17 protein-coding genes are annotated in these 21,791 nt (G+C 46.2%); 11 read left to right on the forward strand and 6 right to left on the reverse strand.

Going from position 1 to position 21,791, the window contains the following annotated elements:
- Positions 1-51 precede the first annotated feature (51 nt).
- The gene (locus tag MR764_RS14445) at positions 52-351 is read right to left on the reverse strand and encodes a hypothetical protein (protein ID WP_247980146.1); all 300 of its coding nucleotides are present in this window, start codon (positions 349-351) and stop codon (positions 52-54) included.
- A gap of 386 nt (positions 352-737) precedes the next feature.
- On the opposite strand from MR764_RS14445, the gene MR764_RS14450 reads away from it, so the two are divergent.
- From MR764_RS14450 to MR764_RS14465, 4 genes are all read left to right on the forward strand, one after another.
- Complete coding sequence (locus MR764_RS14450; protein WP_247980147.1) at positions 738-2,447, forward strand: hypothetical protein; 1,710 nt, start codon at positions 738-740, stop codon at positions 2,445-2,447.
- 10 nt (positions 2,448-2,457) lie between these two features.
- Positions 2,458-3,663 carry a radical SAM protein gene (locus MR764_RS14455; protein ID WP_247980148.1) on the forward strand — a complete coding sequence of 402 codons (1,206 nt, stop codon included), beginning with the start codon at positions 2,458-2,460 and terminating at the stop codon, positions 3,661-3,663.
- Between the two features lie 1,024 nt (positions 3,664-4,687).
- The gene (locus MR764_RS14460; RefSeq protein WP_247980149.1) at positions 4,688-5,521 is read left to right on the forward strand and encodes a hypothetical protein; all 834 of its coding nucleotides are present in this window, start codon (positions 4,688-4,690) and stop codon (positions 5,519-5,521) included.
- A 140-nt stretch (positions 5,522-5,661) separates the two neighbouring features.
- Positions 5,662-6,972 (forward strand): citrate (Si)-synthase, encoded by a 1,311-nt coding sequence (locus MR764_RS14465; RefSeq protein ID WP_247980150.1) that lies wholly within the window; start codon positions 5,662-5,664, stop codon positions 6,970-6,972.
- Between the two features lie 103 nt (positions 6,973-7,075).
- On the opposite strand, the gene MR764_RS14470 is transcribed toward MR764_RS14465, so the two are convergent.
- From MR764_RS14470 to MR764_RS14480, 3 genes are all read right to left on the reverse strand, one after another.
- Positions 7,076-8,089: a tocopherol cyclase family protein gene (locus MR764_RS14470; protein WP_247980151.1), complete on the reverse strand. Its 1,014-nt coding sequence runs from the start codon at positions 8,087-8,089 to the stop codon at positions 7,076-7,078.
- Positions 8,090-8,279: 190 nt separating this feature from the next.
- Entirely contained in the window at positions 8,280-10,454 is a 2,175-nt protein-coding gene (locus tag MR764_RS14475; RefSeq protein ID WP_247980152.1) for a CotH kinase family protein, read from the reverse strand.
- 599 nt (positions 10,455-11,053) lie between these two features.
- Positions 11,054-11,851 (reverse strand): hypothetical protein, encoded by a 798-nt coding sequence (locus tag MR764_RS14480; protein ID WP_247980153.1) that lies wholly within the window; start codon positions 11,849-11,851, stop codon positions 11,054-11,056.
- 342 nt (positions 11,852-12,193) lie between these two features.
- Between MR764_RS14480 and MR764_RS14485 the strand changes: the two genes are divergently transcribed.
- From MR764_RS14485 to MR764_RS14515, 7 genes are all read left to right on the forward strand, one after another.
- Positions 12,194-14,347, forward strand: coding sequence for a tetratricopeptide repeat protein (locus MR764_RS14485; protein WP_247980154.1), 2,154 nt, complete (start codon positions 12,194-12,196; stop codon positions 14,345-14,347).
- A 155-nt stretch (positions 14,348-14,502) separates the two neighbouring features.
- Positions 14,503-15,624 carry a dipeptide epimerase gene (locus MR764_RS14490; protein WP_247980155.1) on the forward strand — a complete coding sequence of 374 codons (1,122 nt, stop codon included), beginning with the start codon at positions 14,503-14,505 and terminating at the stop codon, positions 15,622-15,624.
- A gap of 232 nt (positions 15,625-15,856) precedes the next feature.
- Positions 15,857-16,552: a hemerythrin domain-containing protein gene (locus MR764_RS14495; protein WP_247980156.1), complete on the forward strand. Its 696-nt coding sequence runs from the start codon at positions 15,857-15,859 to the stop codon at positions 16,550-16,552.
- The gene (locus MR764_RS20290; protein ID WP_282189230.1) at positions 16,552-17,139 is read left to right on the forward strand and encodes a LuxR C-terminal-related transcriptional regulator; all 588 of its coding nucleotides are present in this window, start codon (positions 16,552-16,554) and stop codon (positions 17,137-17,139) included. Before MR764_RS14495 ends, MR764_RS20290 begins: the two co-directional genes overlap by 1 nt.
- 97 nt (positions 17,140-17,236) lie before the next feature.
- Positions 17,237-18,424, forward strand: a complete 1,188-nt coding sequence (locus tag MR764_RS14505; protein ID WP_247980157.1) for a hypothetical protein — start codon at positions 17,237-17,239, stop codon at positions 18,422-18,424.
- A gap of 11 nt (positions 18,425-18,435) precedes the next feature.
- Positions 18,436-18,948: an FMN-binding protein gene (locus MR764_RS14510; protein ID WP_247980158.1), complete on the forward strand. Its 513-nt coding sequence runs from the start codon at positions 18,436-18,438 to the stop codon at positions 18,946-18,948.
- A 199-nt stretch (positions 18,949-19,147) separates the two neighbouring features.
- A complete protein-coding gene (locus MR764_RS14515) occupies positions 19,148-19,528 on the forward strand; it encodes a hypothetical protein (protein WP_247980159.1) in 381 nt (126 codons plus the stop codon).
- Positions 19,529-19,640: 112 nt separating this feature from the next.
- On the opposite strand, the gene MR764_RS14520 is transcribed toward MR764_RS14515, so the two are convergent.
- Positions 19,641-20,051 (reverse strand): DoxX family protein, encoded by a 411-nt coding sequence (locus MR764_RS14520; protein ID WP_247980160.1) that lies wholly within the window; start codon positions 20,049-20,051, stop codon positions 19,641-19,643.
- Positions 20,052-20,164: 113 nt separating this feature from the next.
- Entirely contained in the window at positions 20,165-21,727 is a 1,563-nt protein-coding gene (locus MR764_RS14525) for a sulfatase (protein ID WP_247980161.1), read from the reverse strand.
- Between the last annotated feature and the right edge of the window lie 64 nt (positions 21,728-21,791).

The following is a 21,791-nucleotide window of genomic DNA, read 5'->3' on the forward strand; positions in this document are numbered from 1 at the left end:
TTAATGTTAACTATCTCCCAAAGTTAAAAGAATTATGTTTATACGAAATGGTTAAATGAAGTAATGAATTCTTGAATTTGAGCAATCGGATATTAGCTTTGATAACTCGGTTGCTTCATTTTCGGTTTTTACATCTGCAATACAGATTAGACCTCCCTCAATTCTATGCAGGTACACGCTCCAAAAATCTTCTTCACCATTATTACAGGTCTCGAAAAAGCCAGTTTCAATTTCTTTAACAGGATGAACTTCTAAAAAATCCCAAGGAACTAATTCTTCTGATATATAAAATTCAGGTAGCCTCCTTAAATCACTTTCTGTTACAATATCAAATTCAATATAGATTTTCATTTGGCATAAAATTATGCCTATGATTTATACTGGTCAACGGACTATAAGTAACATTTCAGGCCTGATATTCTTGCCCTTAATGCGGCTCATATTGTACGAGCGGGTAGGTTGATCGTGTACATCCATCGTTTCCAAAATTACAATTAAAAGCCATTGCTACCATACGGATGCCGGTGGCATTAAATCTCTAAAGAAAAATGGGTGGAGGAATGAGGTATTCGACATTCGTTCATCGACAACCGGAATGCTTTTCCCGGCTCGCAGCTCGTTACTTATGACTCGCAGCTCTCCCTTTATTCGCTTACAGGTGGAGATTCATCACCCGGTTGGTTCATTGCTATTGTGCGCCGGTTTTCGTAAATTATTATTACCAAAAATCAGGCGCAATGAAAAACCGGTTTTCCTTTCAACTGAGCGGACCCAGGTATAACCCGCCGCCAAAACTCCGGAAATGGTCGCCCGGGTATCGGCTTATTTCCTGGTTGCTGATCGTGTGTTTGCTCAACCTGTCGGGCTGTATGAACTATTTTAAAGTGCGTGGCCCCAGCGCACCGTTGGCCGAAGAAATGGAGAATTTAAGCGCTCAGCACAAGCGAATGATTCTTCATTTCGGGGAAGAGGCCTGGGTGGCTACAACGCCCAAGGTAACGGCCGATTCCTTAACACTGAATACCTGGGAAAAGTACGAGCCGGTGCTTACCAAACCGGTAGTACCCGATAAAGCAAACCGCTACCGGACAAAAAATCCCTACCGCGAAAATGCCGTATTAAACGAAGTACACATTTATGCTTCGAGCCTGAATCGTTACCCGGGAACGCTAAAGGTGGGTATTCCGGTAAGCGATATCCAAAAAATTGAAATCTATGAAAAAGACAAAGGCGCCACCACTGCATCGTGGGTACTGGGCATCCTGGGAGGCACTGTCGGCGCGTTGGGCGTGCTCACCCTTTTGGTATTGCTGTTAAAATCGTCGTGCCCCTTTATTTATACCTGGGACGGCGAACAGTATGCGCTGGCCGGGGAAATTTACAGCGGAAGCATTCAGCCGCAACTTGAACGACACGACTTTTTGAAACTGCCCGTTTACTCCCCCGAAAACAGCAACTACCGGGTAAAAATAGCCAACGAAGTAAAAGAGATCCAGCATACCAACCTGATGGAGATGTGGGTGTTTGATCATTCGCCGGATCTGAACATCTGGGTGGATAAATACGGGAAGTACCATACAGTAGGGCAGTTGTTGTCGCCCGTGTCGGCCACCGCTTTCGACGGCTCCGATCTTTTGACCTTGATTGCCCAAAAAGACAGTTTGTTTTTTACCGGCCGCATCAGCGATCGGGAACTGCCGCTCACCGATGGAATGATCCTGGAATTTCCAAAGCCGGAGAATGCCACTGCTGCGAAAGTATTGATCAGGGCAAAGAACTCCTTTGTGCTCGATTATATGATCAGCCAGTTTCACGATCAGTTTGGCGACCGCTACAAACGATGGAACAAAAAGCAGCAGAGGGTTCCCGAGGCGCAGCTGCGGCAATGGTCGGCCGACCAGAACATCCCGTTGACCTTGTCGGTGGAACGAAACGGCGAATGGGAGGCGGTGGATTATTACAACGTGATCGGCCCGATGGCGTTTAAGGAAGACATCCTTTCGTTCGGGTTAAACGGAACGGAAAGCAACCCGGTAAAAATTAAACTCGAGGCGGGTAACTTTTTCTGGGACATCGATTATGTGGGGATCGATTATTCTGCCGACCGCGAGCTCGACCACACGGTGGTGTCGGCAACATCGGCCATTGATCAGTGGGGGAAAGACATTACAAAGAAAATACTGGCCGACGATCACCACTATTACGATCAGCCCGAAGTGGGAGACTTTGCGGAGCTAAGTTTTGATCTTCCCGCGAATCGTGAGGAAGCGCGTTCGGTTTTTCTGCACAGCAAAGGTTGGTACCATATTTTGCGCGACCCCGAAGGGACTCCTGATATCGAGTACCTGAAAACGTTCCGGGAACCCGGGCGTTTTAACCGCTTTGTGAATGAATATCTGCAGCAATTGGCAGGGCATCAGAACAAGGACCAGTTCCCGAACCCATAAAACCGGCGTAGTGAAAGAAAAACAAGAAAGAATACCTGAACTCATCCATGGCCGGAAAGTATGGTTCCAGGTGCGACGGCTACGTGCCTTTATTTTCTGGCAAATCGTGAAAGTGAACCGCAATCCGCTGACAGCGGTGAGGGAAGTAAAGCGGCTGAAAAAACTCAGAAGTTCGGTGCACGGAAACCAGCGGATCACCAAGCTGGTAAAATCGGGCAGGCTTTACTACTGGGTGACCGATTTCCCCGGGCTTCCATCGGCCAACCTGAAGAAAGTGATGCAGCAGGAGTTTTTCCGGAATAAAAGAGGGAACGGAAGCGGGAATCCGGGGATGATTCCGCAGCAGACCATTATCTGGGGAATTACGAACCGCTGCCCGCTGCAGTGTTCGCATTGCTACGACTGGGACAACATCGACAGCAGGGATCATCTTTCGCTCGATCAGCTAAAAGAGATTCTGCAAAAGATCGAAGAGCAGGGCATACGCCACGTGCAGCTCAGCGGTGGCGAGCCGCTTACCCGTTTTGACGATATGATCTCGATCCTGAAAGAAGCCTCCACACGCATTGATTTCTGGTTGCTGACATCGGGTTTTGGATTGACGGAAGAAAAAGCCCGGGCACTTAAAAAAGCGGGGCTGGTGGGGGCAAACATCAGCCTCGATCACTGGGATGAAGACAAGCACAACAGGTTCCGAAACAATCCCCGCAGTTTTGAGTGGGTGTTAAAAGCCGTGGAGAACTGCCGGAAAGCCGGGATACTGGTAAGTCTTTCGCTGTGTGCCATCCGCGAATTCACAAGCGAAGAAAACCTGGAAAAATACACTGAGCTGGCCAAAAACATCGGTGCGCATTTTATCCGCATCCTCGAAGCGCGGCAGGTAGGGCGTTTTTCGGATAAGTCCGTTCACCTGGGAAAGGATCGGATCAATCTGATCAGTGATTTTGTGATCCGGATGAACAACGATCCGCAATTCAACGATTATCCCATTGTGGTGTTCTATGGCTATCATCAGCGAAAACTGGGGTGCATGGGCGCCGGGAACCGCTACCTCTACATCGATGCCAACGGCGATTTTCATGCCTGTCCGTTTTGCCGCGGGCGAAGGGGAAACGCACTCACCGGTTCGTTTAACAACTCGATTGAAAAACTGCGGTCGGAAGGCTGCCAGGCCTTTAAAACCGTTTCAGTCGGCGAGGAGTTTGAGGGTGTGTAGTTGCAGTATGCAGTCTTGGTATTCGGTCATTGGTCAATGGGGGGTATAGAAAAGATTGCTTCAGTCTCCGTCAACTGACGGATCCCTCGCAATGACAATCATTCATTATCAGAAAGCAGCGGACAATTAACATGTTCATTCCGGCATGATTTACTCCTGTCCGCTGCCTTTGCTTCCTATACAGTGTGTGTCTTTGCGAGCGGAGCGAAGCAATCTGTTAGTCAATCGCAATGGATCTAAGTTAGAAAAGATTGCTTCAGTCTCCGTCAACTGACGGATCCCTCGCAATGACAATCATTCATTAACAGAAAGCAGCGGACAATTAACATGTTCATTCCGGCATGATTTACTCCTGTCCGCTGCCTTTGCTTCCTATACAGTGCGCGTCTTTGCGAGCGGAGCGAAGCAATCTGTTAGTCAATCGCAATGAATCTAAGTTAGAAAAGATTGCTTCAGTCTCTGTCAACTGACGGATCCCTCGCAATGACAATCATTCATTAACAGAAAGCAGCGGACAATTAACATGTTCATTCCGGCATGATTTACTCCTGTCCGCTGCCTTTGCTTCCTATACAGTGTGTGTCTTTGCGAGCGGAGCGAAGCAATCTGTTAGTCAATCGCAATGGATCTAAGTTAGAAAAGATTGCTTCAGTCTCCGTCAACTGACAGATCCTTCGCAATGACAATCATTCATTAACAGAAAGCGGCGGACAATTAACATGTTCATTCCGGCATGATTTACTTCTGTCCGCTGCCTTTGATTCCTATACAGTGCGCGTCATTGCGAGCGGAGCGAAGTAATTTCAGCCTTTCCTGCTTAAAAAAGAAGAAGGTGATGAGTCCCGGAGCGAAGCAATCCAATCGTTTTTAGCGACTTCCTGTTACAAACGAGTGGTAGCAGAGTCGTAACGAAAGGCTACTTTTTAAAACGCTTGGTATACCGTCGGCATATTCTGCTGCTTGCCGGGTGCATTGCTATTCTTGATCTGTTTTCGTAAATTATTATTAGCAAAAACCAAGAGTCATGAAAAAGCAAATCGCAACGACTTTACTTCTGTTATTCTCATGTATCACACTCTGGGCACAAACACCGGCACAAGACTCGATTTTTACCCGCAACGGTACTGTAATTCTCGGGAAAGTGCGTGAAATCGGAACGACCGAAATCCGCTATGTGCAGCCCCAAATCAACGAAGAGGTGGTGATGGTAATTCTGAAAAGCGAGGTGGAACGGATTGTTTATGCCAACGGCGTGGAACAGCGTTTTGAAAAAGAAAAGACCGGATTGGAAACGATAGAAGGGAATTCGGAGGATCTTTTTGCCGTTCAGCGAAAAAAAGCACTCAAACTTGATGTGCTGGGTCTGGCGGTAAATACGCTGAGTCTGACCTATGAACAAAGTTTACGTCCGGGGCGAAATATTGAGCTGGGCATCGGGGGGATCGGACTCGGGTTTGGGTTGGAAGGCGAGCATGCCAAAGGGATTTTTTTAAAAGGTGGCTATAAGTTTGCCCAGAATCCGGATCATTATTTAACGGGGATGCGCTATGCCCATATTTTGAAAGGGAAGTATGTAAAGCTCGAATTTGATTTCGCCAGTTACTCGGTTGAGGCGAAAAAGGACTGGTTCGAAGCCGATCAAAAATATTCGATTACCAAGTTCGCCTTTTTGGTGGTGTTTGGGCATCAATGGATTTACGACGATCGTTTGCTTATTGATTTGTATACAGGTGTCGGCATTGGTACCAATAACCTGGACGATAACGACCTTTCGTTTCCCTATGGGTTTGCAACTACGGGAAGCGATTTTCCGGTGGCAGCTTCCTTTGGCCTCCGGTTGGGTTTGCTGATCAATTAGAAGTTGGATTTTTGATGCTCGATACTTGGTGTTCGAGGCACGTAGCTCGTAGTTCTCCGCTTTCTTTTCATTGAAACCCTGGCTGGCACAAGGCAGTAAAACCTAAAACAACGATTATCAGGTTTTAAATCATATCAGCCATGGAACAATTCAAGAACAACGTAAAAAAAAGGATCGACATACTGGGCAAGGAAATTTCCTGGATGCTCGCGGAGCATGCTGATACCGCAGTGGGTGAGGTGAGTGTAAAGCAACTGTTGGGGGGCATGCGCGGACTCACGGCCCTGGTGTGTAATACCTCGTTTGTAGATCCTTACCGGGGCTTGTTTATCAGCGATTATGCCATCCCCGAGTTTGCCGATAAACTGCCCGAAGAAGTCTTTTATTTGCTTTGTGCAGGGAAGTTTCCAAGCGAAACCGAATTGGCCGAGCTACAGGAAGAATTCAGCTTCCGGGCCGAACTTCCGGAGTACCTGTGGACATTTATCCGTCAGCTGCCGCACCACCTGCATCCCATGACTATGTTTAGCCTGTGTATTCTGGCCCTGGAAGGACAGTCGGTGTTTAAACAGAGGTACGAAGCCGGCGAACTGACAAAGTCGGAATACTGGGAACTGATGCTCGAAGATGCGCTGAACCTGGTGGCCAAACTGCCGGTTATAGCTGCGGCGATTTACCGCATTCATTTGTTACGCGAGGAGCCCATCGATTACCGCCCGTCACTCGACTGGGGCGCGAACCTGGCAAACATGCTGGGTGTGAATCCCGAACTTTCGTTTGCCGAACTGGTGCGGCTCTACATGGTGCTGCACTGCGATCACGAAGGCGGAAATGTAAGTGCGTTTACGTCGAGGGTGGTGAATTCGGCACTGTCGAACCTTTACTATGCCACATCGGCGGGACTAAACGGACTGGCGGGGCCGCTCCACGGACTGGCGAACCAGGTGTGTCTGAAGTTTATCCGCGCCATTCATGAGCGTTTTGGAGAATCGCCTTCGACCGATCAGCTCGACGATTTTGTAAAGGAAGAGCTCAAAGCCGGTAGGGTAATTCCGGGTTACGGGCATGCAGTGCTTCGGGTTACCGACCCGCGGTTTACGGCTTTTATGGAATTTGGGAACCGGCATTGTCCGAATTCGCCCTATCTGCAAACGGTAAAGAAGCTCTATTATGTGGTGCCCACTATTCTGAAAGCCTACAAAGCCGGCAAGGTAGCCAATCCATATCCCAATGTGGATGCGATTTCGGGGACCTTGCTTTATCACTACGGGATTACGCATTTCGATTTCTATACCGTGATGTTTGGGATTTCGCGCACCTTTGGTTTTTGTGCACAAAGCATTATTGCACTGGGGCTGAATCAGCCCATTATCCGGCCCAAGAGTGTGACAAATAACTGGTTGAAGGAATTCCTGAAAAGTAAGAATGCTCCGTCGGAAACAGAGGAGTGATGAGGTTTGTCTTTTAATAGGGTAGGTTTCTGCCAGGGAACTTTCTCCTACTGGATGGTAGGAGTACACTTAGCCGTCAGCCGGTGGTCGGGGCCACTCTCTCCTATGAAAAGGAGTCATGGCTTTTACTAAAAATAGAATCATCAAAAATGATTTCCTCGATTTTCCCGGCAACTTCGAGAGCGGCATTGCGGCCGGTGTCGTGAAAAAGGATGTTGCCGTTGCTTTTATCGGAGAGCGTGATCACCAGCTCTGAAGTCATGCTTTCGCTGATGCGTCCCTCCATAAAGCCGGCAATTGGTGAGGCCAGCTCGGCAGCACGATCTCGGTGTGCCATTACTTTCAGCCGGTAATGTTTGTTCTCCATCAGCAGTTCCACTTTTTGGCTGTCGGCTAACGAATGCAGCAGTTTGGTGCCGTTGTAGGTGGTGAACTCAAGTAGCTTACCGTTGAAATAGAAACCGGCAATAAAACCAACAAAAGAACTGCGCAGCCAGGGAATTTTAGCTACCGAAGCTTTAAAAGAAATACCGGGCCCGGAAAAGTGATTCGACTGCATCCAGAAATAAGCAGAAGGGAATGAGTGGCCCCAGTCTTTTTCGATGTACCCGCGTCCGCCACTAAAATCAATGTTTTTATCCCCGATTCTTAAAGTGCCTTTCAGCTCATGATCCATGCTAACGATGCCGTGATAACATTCCATGAAGGGCACAAAAGTATAAGGTCCCATTATCCCGGGGGAATACCATCTTCCGGGCCAGGGAACTTTATTTTTGAATTGAAGTGTTCCGGAATACTTGTCGTGGTCAAGGTGCATAAAGTCGCCGGTAAATTGATTCCTGTCTATCTCAATCCTGAACGAAGCAGAGGCGGCAGAAAAGGCACTGCCGGGAAATTTTATGTATTCGGCCGTTTGTGCTTTTCCATCGAGCACCTGGAGAAAGGCGTGTTGTTCGCCTGGCTCGCGTCTGGCAATTCCGGGGATAAAAGCGAAGGCATGTTGCTCGTTGGCCGAAACTATTTTGTAGTACCAGCCTTCGAAATATTTATTTGAACGTACCCAGCCATGGTAGCGCTCCGGGTGAAACAGGGCCTGTATTTGTTTGATCCAGCGCATGGTGTTTAAAGGTAGTAAGAATATTTTGTGTTATTGCCGGTGTTGATAATCACAAATTTCAGTACTTGCGATCTCTCAAAGATTTCCTCATTCACACACTTTCTTAATCACTCTTTTACGATATCGGATGAATCAGTCGTACCAGACAATTCTCTCATCTTGAAGCTTGTGCCCTTATGCAAAGCGCTGCTTAGCGGTCGGTTTTAATAAACCGTTGGGTTAGCACCTGTTTTTCGCCGATGCGCACCTGCATCAGGTAAACGCCAGTTGCCAGGTGATCGGGAAGAGTGAGGTGCACATGATTTTTCCCGGTGGTCAGCAGTCCCACATCGGTTTGGAGTAGTGGTTGTCCCAGGTTGTTGTAGAGTGTCAGCAAAACCGGCTGGCCACCGGCGAGCGTGAGGTCCACATTGAGGAAGCTGGTGGCCGGATTCGGATACATTTCGAGTTTGGTATCGTTTTGTACTTCTTCTATTACGGTGTACACTTGTACTTTGGCGAGTTCTTCATCCATCCATTTCCATCGTTGTTCGAGGTAGGTTTTCAAACTTTCCACTTGTTTAGGATAGGTGTCAAGCAATTCGAATCCGGGGAGTTCGCGCCATATCAATACCCCGAGGTTGGGCCATTTTTTGAAATTCCGCTCGGTAGCTTCCGTGAGGTTGGTGGCAATGGAGTCGATAAACTGGAACATGTTTTCGGTGCTCCATTTATCTTGTCGCAATTCTTCCCAGCGTTTTTTCATCTGGTAACTAAAATACGGTTCATGTATCATGTCCATATAGAAAGGAGGATCGGGCCACAGGTGGTAATCGATGCTCCATCCCCACCAGCGATCGCCGTCGCGGTAGGTGGAGTTGTGCATTGACTGATCGAAATCCCATACGGGCCCGGCTTCGAGCACACTGTTTTTGTCTTTGTGAAAATAGCAGCTCCATCCATAGCCGTCGGGATTACGCGATGCTTCCTGTACCAGCATGTAATCCACAAAACTCATCACGTCGATCCATTTAGCATATAGCTGTCCGGGATCGTTGGTATTGAATTGTTGCATCGCATATCGGAAATCGTCGTCATATTTTCGGATGTACGCCAGTTGTTCAGGGGCCACGTCGTCTATGTCGGGATAGCGCAAACGACGCGCTTCTCCAAATTCACCGTATTGTCCGACTATCTGCCCGGCAATTTCATAGATGTATCCGCCGGTCAGATCTTCGCCCGATATTTCGTCGGGATTTAACTTGGCAATATCCAGCCGTTCCTTGGTCCGTTTAATCTTTTCTACCAAAATATATACCCCTTGGTATTCTCCGTTTAGTACCACTTCGCAATGCTTGTTCCCACTTGACCAGTTACCTTGCAACCTTGACATTTGGTGGGCTACGGGGTTGCGCAAGAAAGTGTGGTCGTAATACGAAGCACGAAGTATCCAGTCGTTTTCTGCGGGAAATCCGAGGAGAGCTACATCGTTGTTATCGCCATTTTCAAGGCGTGTTTCGAAGGTATATGGTTTTTTGGGAAAAGATTGGGTGGAATTGCCTCTTAGTTCAATACCGATTGTTCCGTCGTAGTGATTAAATGGAGCGCTCAGGTAATTGCGTTTTCCCGGGCCGTTATCGATCACTCCCAGGTGAACATTTACTTTGGGCTCATCCACAATGGTTTGTCCCTGAGTGTCAATCACAAAAATCGGAAGGTTAGAGCTTGTAAATACCAGCGGAGTCTCCAGTCCTTCGGGTAGTGGCAGGTAGTGCATTTGTTCCGAATTCACCTCAACCGAGAAAAGCAGGGTTGACGACATGTCGGAAGAGTTGACACTGGAATTATGTACTTCCACCGCCAGTACATTTTCGCCTTCAAGTAGTAATCCGGCAAGTTGGGTCTTGTCGACCAGAAACGATTCGTATTTTCCACCCTGATAAAGCTGTGCTTCGTGGTTAACGGTTGAAATCTCGTCGAAAGCCGGGAATCCTGCCGAAAGTCCTCCCGATCGGGCGATCTCCCGCCCGTTGAGGTACGCCACAAAGGCATCGTCGTAATCGATGCTTAAAAGTGCATTTTCGATTTCTGAAGTATTGTGAATGAAAAAAGTACGTCGCAGAAAAAGTGCGTTGGTAGGATCAATGATTGTATTGTCGTCGTTATCGGCATATCCGATGCCACCTTTGCCTTGGCTCCATCCCGATGCATCGAAGTTGAGGTTGCGCCAGTTGCTGTCCGGAGCTCCATCGTTACTTAAAGCATATTGAAAAATGGTATCGGGATGAAAAACGCTTTCCCAATGCAGGTTCGAAAACGCTTTAACAGGGATTAGACAGAGGAGGTAACACAGCAAGGCATAGCCGTATTTTTGAATAGCAGTCATTGATTTTTGTTAGATTATTACAAAGCTAAGATTTTTTGTGAACACTGGTATGTTCTAAGGTTTCAGACCTTTGGGCGTTTTCTTGCGGGGCTGGTTATGGGAAGGGCTTTGTGCGGGTGAAGAGGAGTTGATGGCTTATAGTACCGACCACTAGGTCAGCGAAATGATATCTGTTTTCCATGGCAGAACTTGCGTCGCTGCCAACCCTTAACCCCCTTTGCCCGCCACGCTAAAGCCTTACACAGGCATTTCCCCAAAAACTCTCTGTCTGGGATTACCCATTGCCCTTATGCAGGACATCTGTCCTTCAGGAGAGAAAATGGTATTGTGATAAATGGGAGAAACAATATGGAATGTTTGATTTTTGGTGAGGGGAATCGATCTGTGTGTTGAGTTAAAATTTCTAGTGCAGGGGTTGTTTTGAAAAGGAACTTTCTCTTCCTGATCAGGTGGAGCAACCACTCGGAGTTTCTGAAGACTGGGGGAGGTGATTGTGTGAAGAAGGTAAAAAAACAGCCATCTGCATGAACGTCGGATGTTTTTACCTTGGTAAATGCAGATGGCTGCTTTTGGGAAAGAAATCCCTATGTTAATTTCATTTAATCGTCGTCGTGATCATCACCGTGATCGTCGTCCCAACCATCGTGGTCGTGGTGATCGCCATGATGTTTGTGTTTATAGCGGGTACGGCAGTCGTGTGCCAGGTTACGCACAATGGTCTGGTAGATGTCAGCGTTACTGTCGGCCGAGATCACGATCACGCCATCGGTTTGATCGGCATTGTCCAGATCGGCCGGATCGACATCCGCCATCAGTTCATCGAGGTAAAGCTGGATCACCGACGTGATATCAATGGCCTCGTCGGTCACCTCCACATCTTCTTTTTCGGTTTTGAAATAAACATTTTGCGTTACGCGTACTTCAATCGGCCAGCTGCCAGCGTTGTTTTTGTACATTCCGCTGAGGAAAAATACCGGATCATCGCCCGCGTCTTCCTTCAGTCCTTCAACCTTTAGCTCAATTTCATCGTAAATTCCGGGCGCGAGCACAAAATTACCCAGGGTAATTTCAGTGTTTAGCAGGTCGACCAACTCCGTGCCGTGCCATTTGTATTCGATCTCAACCGAGTCTTCGTTCGTGAGCTGGCTTTTTAACTCTGCTTCAAATTTGATGGTAGATACCACCAGGTGCGCCGAATCCCACACAATGGAGTCGGATTCAACCGTTGCCGATTTCAGCCCGCTGTTTACCGGGAGCGAAAAACCGGGGTTCAATGCTTCAAACTGAACACCAAATTCAGAAGTGCCGTCGTTCTTGCTGCTATCATCCTTCTGGCAGGCGGCAAATACCATTGCCAGTGACAGAAAGCCAAGCGCTAAATTTCTCATTCGTATCATACTCCTTTTTTTATGGTTGTGTTTAGGCAAACGCAAAAGCTTTGCCTCTTATTATAATACCAAAAGGTTTCTTTTTGTTCAGATGAAGAGAAGGCCTCAAACCAAATAAAGAAATTGTACGGATTCCGGCCGGGCATTCGAACTTTTGTTTGACTTTAATGTCTTTATACTGTTATTGGCCTGTTTCCGGTTTCTTACCTTGTGGTCAGGAATTGCGAAGCCTTAAATAAGTGTTTTATTATTGATAAATAGGAAAGAAGATATGAGGTCGTTTTTCAGAAAAATAGTATTTTCCCCCCGAAAAGATAAAAAACACACGGATAAACCAAAAAGGTAAGGTTGATGAATAGAATTGCCCGGCAATACTGCTTCCTGGCACTTTTATGTGGTCAGGTATTATATTCGCATGCCTATGGTCAGACCAGCTATCGGTCCAGGATAGATAGTCTGAAAAATGAAATTGATTCAAAATCAGCGAAAGAGGCAATTTCTGATCGCCTGGATTTGGCGTTGATGGAAGCTGGCAGCGACAAACAATTGGCACTGCAATTAACAAAAGAGGCTTTGGCTGCTGCCCAAAAGTTGGGGAACAGAAAGCTTGTAATGCAGGCCTACTATACGCTCGGACGGGTGTATATTGAAATGGAAAACTACGAAGATTCGCAGGCTTGTATGGATACAGCCTTGTTTATCGTGAATTCGCTAAACGATGACTGGTATAAAGGCGAGATTCTGTACCGAAAAGCAACCAACAACCATTTTCTGGGAGATCAGATTGAAGCGCTGGATACCTACAGCGATGCTGTTCAGGCTTGCCGAAAGGCAGATAACTATAAAACACTGGGATCCTCCTATTCCATGATGGGGACTATTTATCGGATGAACGGATTGTATGACCGGGCGATCGAATACATCATTAAATCGGAGTGGAGTTATGAGAAAGCCGGATTTAAAGAAGGAAAGGCATGGTCCGATTATTTGCTGGGCCGCACATATGCCGACCTGGGGCTTTCGGAAGAAGCGATGAACTCCTTTCAGAAGGCGCTGGAAATATACAAGCGATTGTCCTTAGTTGACGGAGATCGGGGAGGAGAGGCTATTTGTTATGCTCAGATCGCCATGCTGAATATCGCGTCAGGGGATTACGAAGAAGCCCTTAAAAACATTGAAACAAACCGCGAAATCTATGAAGCAAAGGGGTCCAAATTCGGACTGTCGGATGTATACAAAGGCCTGGGTGTTTTGGAATATTCAAGGGGGAATTATCGCGAGGCTGAAAATTATTTGCAAACTGCGCTCGAATTGAAAAATGAGCTGGAAGAGACACTAAGTCTTGCAAGTATTTATAAGTATATGGGTTTGTGTATGATTGGGGATGGACAGAATGAGGAAGGTATCCGAACGATTCGGAAAGGATTGGATCAGGCCATTTCCAACGATCAGAAAAAAATTCAACTGGATATTTATGAAAATCTAACGAAAGCATATTTGGAAATTGGAAATCATAACAATGCCATTGAATGCCAGAAAAAACAGATTGAGATTCAGAACCTGATTCTGGCAGGAGGTGGAAATGTTAAGGCCAGTCAGCTTTCGGCGATGTATGAAATCGACCAGAAGAATAACCAGATTGCCGAACTCGAAAAACAAAACAAGATTAATGCCTTAAGTCTTCGTCAGCAGCAGATTACCCGAAAAATCATGATCAGCGGAATTATTCTGGCATTTTTGATTGCAGGGATCATTTTGGGATTTTACCGCAAACTTAAGCGTACCAATCGCGAATTACACGAAGCAAATGCCGCCAAGGATAAATTTTTCGCCATTATTTCACACGACCTGCGCGGGCCAATCGGGACGCTAACTTCTTTTTTGCAACACTTAAGCTCTAATTTCGATCATTTCACTCGCGATGAACTAGAGGAAACGGTAGATGTTCTTTGCAAGTCGGCAGAAAATGTGAGTCAGTTGCTTGAGAACCTGCTTGTCTGGGCAAAATCGCAGGCTGAGAAAATGGAATACCGTCCCGAACAGCTGAACCTGGTCGACTGTATCGAAAATGTGGTTAACGATTTATCGCATATTGCCGGAAATAAAGAAATTACTGTAAGCTTCGAACGGAAAGCAGAGATCCTTGTTTTTGCCGACCGAAACATGTTGCAAACGATATTGCGTAACGTACTCAGTAATGCCATTAAGTTTACGCACAGGGGCGGAAGTGTAAGTATTCAGCCCGAAATAAAGGGAAAAAATTCGGTGATGGTTCGTGTTGCAGATACCGGTGTAGGAATCGAAAAATCAAAGATTGCCACCATTTTCGATATCAGCAGTTCGTATCACACTCATGGAACCGAAAATGAGATGAGTACCGGCCTTGGCTTGATTTTGGTGAAAGATTTTGTGGAAAAAAACAAAGGTACCATCTCCATCGAAAGCGAACAAAAGAAAGGAACAATCGTGTCGTTTACATTACCTGCAGCGGCTTCTGTTGGTTAAAGCAGCTTATGTTAGTCCGGTACCTAACCGGAAATTAAAAAGAAACGAGGAGCATAAGGCTGATCAAATTTGAAGGATTTTCTTGTCTCTTTTAGGAGGTGATTTAGTAACATTGTAAGCGGTTTTCCGGAACACTGCTGAAAGCCAACATACTTATGGAAGCGCTGCAACTTATCATCGACAGGATTGAAGTATATCAATCGCCGATCAAACTAAAAGAACCCTTTGTAATCTCGCTGGGGCCGCTGGAATATGCCCAAAACCTGATGGTAGTGATTCGCACCCGCGAAGGCCTGGCCGGATTTGGCGAGTGCAGCCCGTTTATGACCATCAACGGGGAGAGCATGGAAACCGGTTTTGTGGTTTCGAAATACCTTGCGCAGATGTTGCTGGGGCAAAATCCCCTCGATATTGCGGCCTGCTCAGCTGCCATGGATCGTGTTATTTATGGCAACTCCAGTGTAAAAAGCGCTTTTGATATGGCGTTGTACGATATTGCAGCGAAACACGCGGGCGTCCCTTTGTACGAATACCTCGGTGGGCATAATCATAAAACACTAATGACTGATTACACGGTTAGCCTGGGAAGCATCGAAAAAATGGTGAGCGACGCGCTCAAAATAAAGGCTGCCGGATTTAAAGTTATTAAAGTGAAACTGGGGGAGAATGGCGAACAGGATGTTAAGCGGATCCACGCTATCCGCGAGGCCATTGGATTGGATATTCCCTTGCGGCTCGATGCCAACCAGGGCTGGGGCACCGACGAGGCGATACGGGTTTTGCAGGCCCTTGAACCGTTGAACATCCAGTTTTGTGAAGAACCCATCCCGCGCTGGAATTATACGGAATTGTCGAAAATAAAAGAGCAGTGCCGGATTCCGGTGATGGGAGATGAGTCGTGTTGTGATCATAATGATGCCAAGCGCCTGATTGACCTGAAAGCCTGCGATATGTTTAACATCAAACTCGGCAAGTCTTCCGGGATTTTTAAGGCGCTAAAAATTAAGGAATTGGCTGAGCAAAACAACATGCCGCTGCAGGTGGGCGGTTTCCTTGAATCGAGACTGGGTTTTACGGCTTCGGCCCATTTTGCCTTGGCCGGAGAAACCATCGTTTTTAACGATTTCGATACGCCGCTGATGCTGGAAGAAGATCCGGTGATTGGCGGAATCTCGTATGGCGAAAACGGTAAGGTCACCGTTCCTCAGGCACCCGGATTGGGATTAACCGTTGACCCGGTATTTTTGAAAAAGCAGGTTTCTGCCGTTTTTTCCTAGTCCTTCAATTCGAACAATAATACAATGCTATTCGTCGGTAAGATCTGATGATCAGTTGCTTGCTTTGTTAATCAAGGTTGGGAACTTGTTTTATTAATGACCTAGCTGTGCCGGTTAAAAACTCCGGTAGCTGGAACCTTTACTCTGTATCGTTGTTGATTAGGGTGAAGTAAAAAGAAAGCTTCTTGCAGAGTCGGTAAGAAAAGGTTTCTTTGCAACAAACAGATCAATTATGCAGGAATTTACAAAAGGCGATAAAATGGTGCACCTGGTGCAGGTCAATTATAGCTTATTACCGGTGATTCACCGTTTTGGAATCAGACTGGGCTTTGGAAACAGAACTGTGCAGGAGCTTTGCAAGTTGTACGGGGTAAATACCGATTTTTTTCTGGCCATTGTGAATACCTTTCACAACAAAAATTTTTTCCCGGAAACACAGTTGCTTTCCTTTTCACCTTTGTTGATTGTCGATTATCTGAAAAAAACACATGCCTATTATGTCAGTTTTTCGCTGCCTCAAATCGAAGACCTGATTCACCGTCTTTTGCTGAGTACGCCACAGCAAAACAGTGAAATGAAGATGATCGAGACCTTTTACCTGGCCTATAAACGAAAACTGCTCGAACATTTTAAAGAAGAAGAGGAAACGGTTTTTCCATATGTGGAGACTTTGGTGCTACGACCGTCCGATATTCAAAACCATAATTTTGATGCCAACTATGAGAAGGAGCACGAGCATGTTGATTTTGAACTGGATGATCTGAAAAATCTGATTCTGAAATACCTGGTTCCGGAGTATGATGAGTTGGTTTGCAACAAGCTGATGGAAGAAATCTACCGGTTTGAAAAGGATATCCGTGACCATTCGCGAATGGAAGATGCGATTTTGATGCCGCAAGTTGCGCATTTATTGAAAGTTGTGAAATAATGGGACAAAAAGTCATCATCGTTCATCCTGCAGAACTGGTTCGTCGCGGACTTGTTTCGGCACTTGAAGATCTGCAGCGAACCCGGATCATCAGTGTTGCGACATTCGCTGAAGTACGGTCGGAGGATTACAAGGCAGCGGCAAAACTTTTGCTTTTAGTGCCGGTAACTTGCCACCATACCTCCGAATTGCTGGAATTGAGGACCAAAATCGGTGATCACCTGTTTATTGGAATCCTTTTACACGATAAGGAAAAATACAAGACCGATCATTTTGATAAAGTTTTACGTCTGGATGCGCCGGCACGTCAGCTTCGGGAGATCGCCGAACGCTTTTTTGAACAGGATGACACCGGGTTAAACGATGAACTTACGGCACGCGAAAAGGAGGTGCTGCGTCTCATTGCATTGGGAAACACCAACAAAACCATTGCCGAGAGTCTTTTCATCAGTACCCACACCGTTATATCGCACCGAAAAAACATTACTGAAAAGCTGGGGATCAAATCCATTCCCGGCTTGACGGTTTATGCCATTATCCAGAAAATCGTAGCTCCCACCGATATTTCAGCCGATCAATTGTCTTGATAAGGAGTCTTTCACTGCTTATGGTAAATCCCAACATGTAGGGATATTATTTTGAATTGTTCAAAATAACTTTGCCGCGAAAATCAATTTCAAAATCATGAGCAGAATTACATCGACTATTCTTATCGCAATGCTTTTTATTAGCCTTGCAACAACCGCCCAAAACAACACAGATAATAATTCGGGTATTAACGCAGCAGAAACTCTGTTGAGTTCAGGGTCGAAATTATCGATTGGAGGGTATGCCCAGATCGATTACAATCAGCCATTTGTAGAAGGGACACAACAGAATTCGACATTGGATATTCACCGTTTGGTGTTGCTGTTTGGCTATCGCTTTAACGAAAAAACGAGTTTTGTGAGCGAAATCGAGTTGGAACACGTCGAAGAAGTGTACGTGGAGCAGGCTTTTCTGAATCACGAATTCTTGCCGTGGCTTAACCTGCGTGGAGGTTTGATGCTGGTGCCTATGGGAATTCAAAACGAATACCACGAACCACCTACGTTTAACGGAGTAGAACGAACCAATCTTGATAGTAAAATTGTTCCGACCACCTGGCGCGAAATCGGATTGGGTTTTGCCGGCCGTTTCGATGCTGCTGCGCTAAAGTATCAGCTGTATGTAATGAATGGCTTTAACGGTTACGATGGTGCGGGCAAGTTCCGTGGATCGGATGGCTTCAGAAGAGGTCGTCAGAAAGGAGCAGAGTCTTTTATGAGTTCGCCTACAGTGGCCGCACGTGTGGATTACTACGGTATTTCCGGGCTAAAACTGGGAGCCAGCACCTATCTTGGAAAATCACAATCGAGTTTGTATGATGGTTTGGAGAAAGACAATAACGCAGCTTTGGCGCAGGCCGATTCTTCGGTAATAAGCATTGCCATGGTGGGGTTAGATGCCCGTTACCGTGCAGGTGGTTTCGAAGCCCGTGGTCAGTTTAACCTGGCAAGTGTTTCCAATACCGACGAGTACAACGACTTTACCGGCGCAGACCTGGGAAGCCAAATGTTAGGCTGGTACCTTGAAGCCGGTTACGATGTTTTCCATGGCTTGCAAAACGACCAGCGTTTGGTGCCGTTTGTGCGTTACGAACGTTACAATACGCACGCAAAAACAGCAGGTAGTTTGGCCAAAAATAAAGCTTTTGACCGGACCGATGTTACTGTTGGTGCCGGCTGGTGGCTGGCATCGGGAGCAGTATTGAAAGCCGATTATCAGTTTTTTGATACAGCTGCCGGAAGTGCCGGTGGTCAACTTAACCTCGGAATCGGAATCTGGTTCTAAAAGAAGTTAACATGTTACGTTTCTTAATTTTTGTATGCCTTATAACTGTTGCCGGTGTCAATGACCCGGCAGCAGATTTTTACCCCCAGGGAAAGGCCATTGGATATCTTCAGAAAAATCTGAAGGCAAAAAAGGTAGAGGTTTCCAATCGTTTTGATTTAACCGATCAGGTAAAGGACGGACGGAAAACAGTGGTGTATCGGTTTTCCTGTGATAGTAACCCCGATGCGGTGTTTGCGGTTTTCACCGAGTCGAAAGGCCGGTACGATATGTTTGATTACCTGGTGATCACCAGCGAAAGCGGGCAAATTCAATCTGTGCACGTGTTAAAATATCGATCGGAACACGGGGGAGAAATTGCTTCAAAAAAATGGCTGTCACAATTTGAAGCTTATTCGGGAGGCAAGCTGATTTACGGTGAGGATATTTCGGCCATTTCGGGGGCGACCCGGTCAGCGATGTCGATTACCCGTGACATTCCTGAGTTGATTCAATTGCTTCAACAGGCACTGGTAAAAAAGTAAAAGGATCATATGTCACCAAAAAGTTGAGTCAGTATTTTCAGAATTTATTTGTCAGATTAGCCTGTATAATGGTTTGACAAATAGCTTGTTGTTCAATACCGGAGTGTTTGGTCTTTTATGGAATTGAATTTCTTCATTTGAAATTGTACGTTATTTCTCATAATTTCTGCTAATTTCATCGCCCATTAATAGTCATTTTATGAGTACACTGCTACGTATTGGAACCATTGTTGTGGTTTTTGCCTTGGCAGCCTATTCGATAGGTATTTATAGAGAACACCGCAAAAGACTCCTTACAAAATCCATTTTGACTTTTATAACGCTTGGTGTCATTCTCAACATTATTGCCATTGTTTATATGATTAAGGGATCGCCCGACAGTGCATTTACGCTGCATAAAATTCTGGGTTACCTGGCTTTTGCCGGCATGTTTACTGATGCCGTATTACTGTGGCGCATTTGCATAAAAGATGGGTTGTATAACCATATTCCAAAGAAAATTCATCTGTACTCGCGTTATGCTTATTTGTGGTGGGTGGTGGCCTTTGTTACCGGCGGCTTACTGATTATGCTCGGGTAATTCACCATCCTCGATTTTGTGTCAAGCGAAACGGTTCATCAGCAAGCACGTTTAGTAAGCTACTGGCAACTTCAGACCTTATGATATAAGGTTTGGATGTTTTCTTATATCGTTACCCTTTGCTTAGTATGCGATCAACTGAAATTTTACCTGGTCCCGAAAGTAAAAGCACGATATAGCTGACCAGGTATAGCAAAGCCATTTCTTTGCGTGCAAAGGGATCGGCGCTATGTGCTATAAATGCTGCTACCGCCATAGTAACAATAAGCGGAAGGGTAGCCAGGCGGGTACCAAGGCCCAGAATCAGTAAGATGGAACAGAAGAACTCGGCGAAAACAGCCAGCCCCAATGATATACCGGGTCCGAGTCCAAACGGATCGGCAAACTGAACGTTACCTGCCAACAGTTTTAGCAATTTAGGATAACCGTGGGTGAGCATAAAACTGCCGGCTCCTAAGCGGAGAATGAGTAAGGATAGGTTTGTGGTGGTTGAGTTGAATTGGGTTGAAAAAATTTTGCTCATGGCTTATTCTTTAAAAATTATCACACTATCCACTAACAAGTTTGAGGCTGATTTGTTGGAAAAGGAAGCTCAAATCATTGATTTTTCAGCAAAAATTTTCTCCGCGATTACAGTCATATTGTTTCGTCGGGCCAGGGAACAGGTTGGGCGGTGGACTTTAAAAATGGTCGTTGTGCATTTACGCTTCGAAGGTATTCTCCCAGTTTTATAGCCAGTTCTTTTACTTTTTCAGGTTCCTGCTCTGCCCGGTTAGCGAGCTCCCCGATATCTTCGCGAATATTGAATAACTCGAAACGTTGGTCGGCGTAGTAATAGATCAGCTTCCAGTCGCCGCTTCTGATGGTGCAGGTGGCTCCGATTCCCGGCCCCTTTGGGCCCCAGTTGTTGGGGAAATTCCAGAAAAGATCGCGGTCTTCATCTTGGGCTTCAGTGTTTTTCAGCACAGGAACAAAACTGACGCCATCTACTGGTTGTACGGTTTGATAGTTGCTAACTCCTGCCATTTCGAGTATGGTAGGGAAGAAATCCTCGATAATGACCATCTTATCGGTCTTGGTTTTTGGGTGAACCACTCCCGGCCATTTTACGATCATCGGTTCGCGAATACCGCCTTCGTGAGCCGAGCCTTTTCCGCTGTTGAGCGGTTTGTTACTGGCGTGTACGGCAGTTCTGGGCGAGAGGCTAAATCCTCCGTTATCAGACATAAAAAGAATGATCGTGTTTTCTGTTAATCCGTTTTCATCGAGATAGGTCATCAAATCACCCAGACTTTTGTCCATGCCTTCCACCATTGAAGCATAACGCGCTTCGGCATCAGGCAAACCTGCATCCAGGTATTTTTGGTAAAACCGAAGGTCGGCATACAAAGGTACGTGTACCGCATAGTGCGACATGTACAAATAAAAAGGTTGATGTAAATGGCGGGCAGAATCCAGTGCATGGATGGCTTCTCGGGTGAGTACTTCGGTTAGAAAAATGCTGTCGCCGTGGTATTTTTCCAACCCCGGAATTCCCCAGGGCTCAGTATGTCCTCCTTTTTCTTTGTTCCCAAAGTTTTCGGTACCATAGTAACTTCCCGGCCCGCCGGCGGCATGCCCGGCAATATTTACATCAAACCCGCAATTCAACGGATCTGCCGAGGGTGTTGTCATGGCGCCAAAATGGGCTTTCCCGCAATGGACGGTAAAATAGCCGTTGTCGTGTAAGAGCTGCGGAAGCAGGGTGGCGTAGGTTGAGTTTTCGATCGAATCTACCGGCTGAATGCCGTTTACACTCCATTGCGGATAAGTCAGCACCGGGTGTTCCGAATCCACCGACTGGTTTCTTCTTAGGGTCCAGTTGGTGACGCGGTGCCGGGCAGCGTTCATGCCACTCATCAGGCTCACACGGGTAGGCGAGCATACTGAACTGGCATAAGCCTGGGTAAACATTATTCCTCCTTCAGCCAGTTTTTCCATGGCCGGAGTATGGTAACGCCGGTTAAACTCAGTCTCTTTGGTCCAGAAAGGAACAGAAGTATCCTGCCAGCCCATGTCATCCACTAAAAACATGATAATATTGGATTGGTTCTGATTCTTATTTCGTTGGCTGGAAGTTGTACAAGCGCTTACTAAAATTGAAAAGGTCAAAATCATAAAAATCCTGGCCATTCCACGCGATGAGGAGAAACGTTTCATAATTATCGTTTTATGGTCTGTCAGGCACAAAGAAAGCAAAATTGAAATCAAAAAAGAGGGATTC

This window comes from Maribellus sp. YY47, assembly GCF_023111095.1.
Lineage (GTDB): Bacteria > Bacteroidota > Bacteroidia > Bacteroidales > Prolixibacteraceae > Draconibacterium.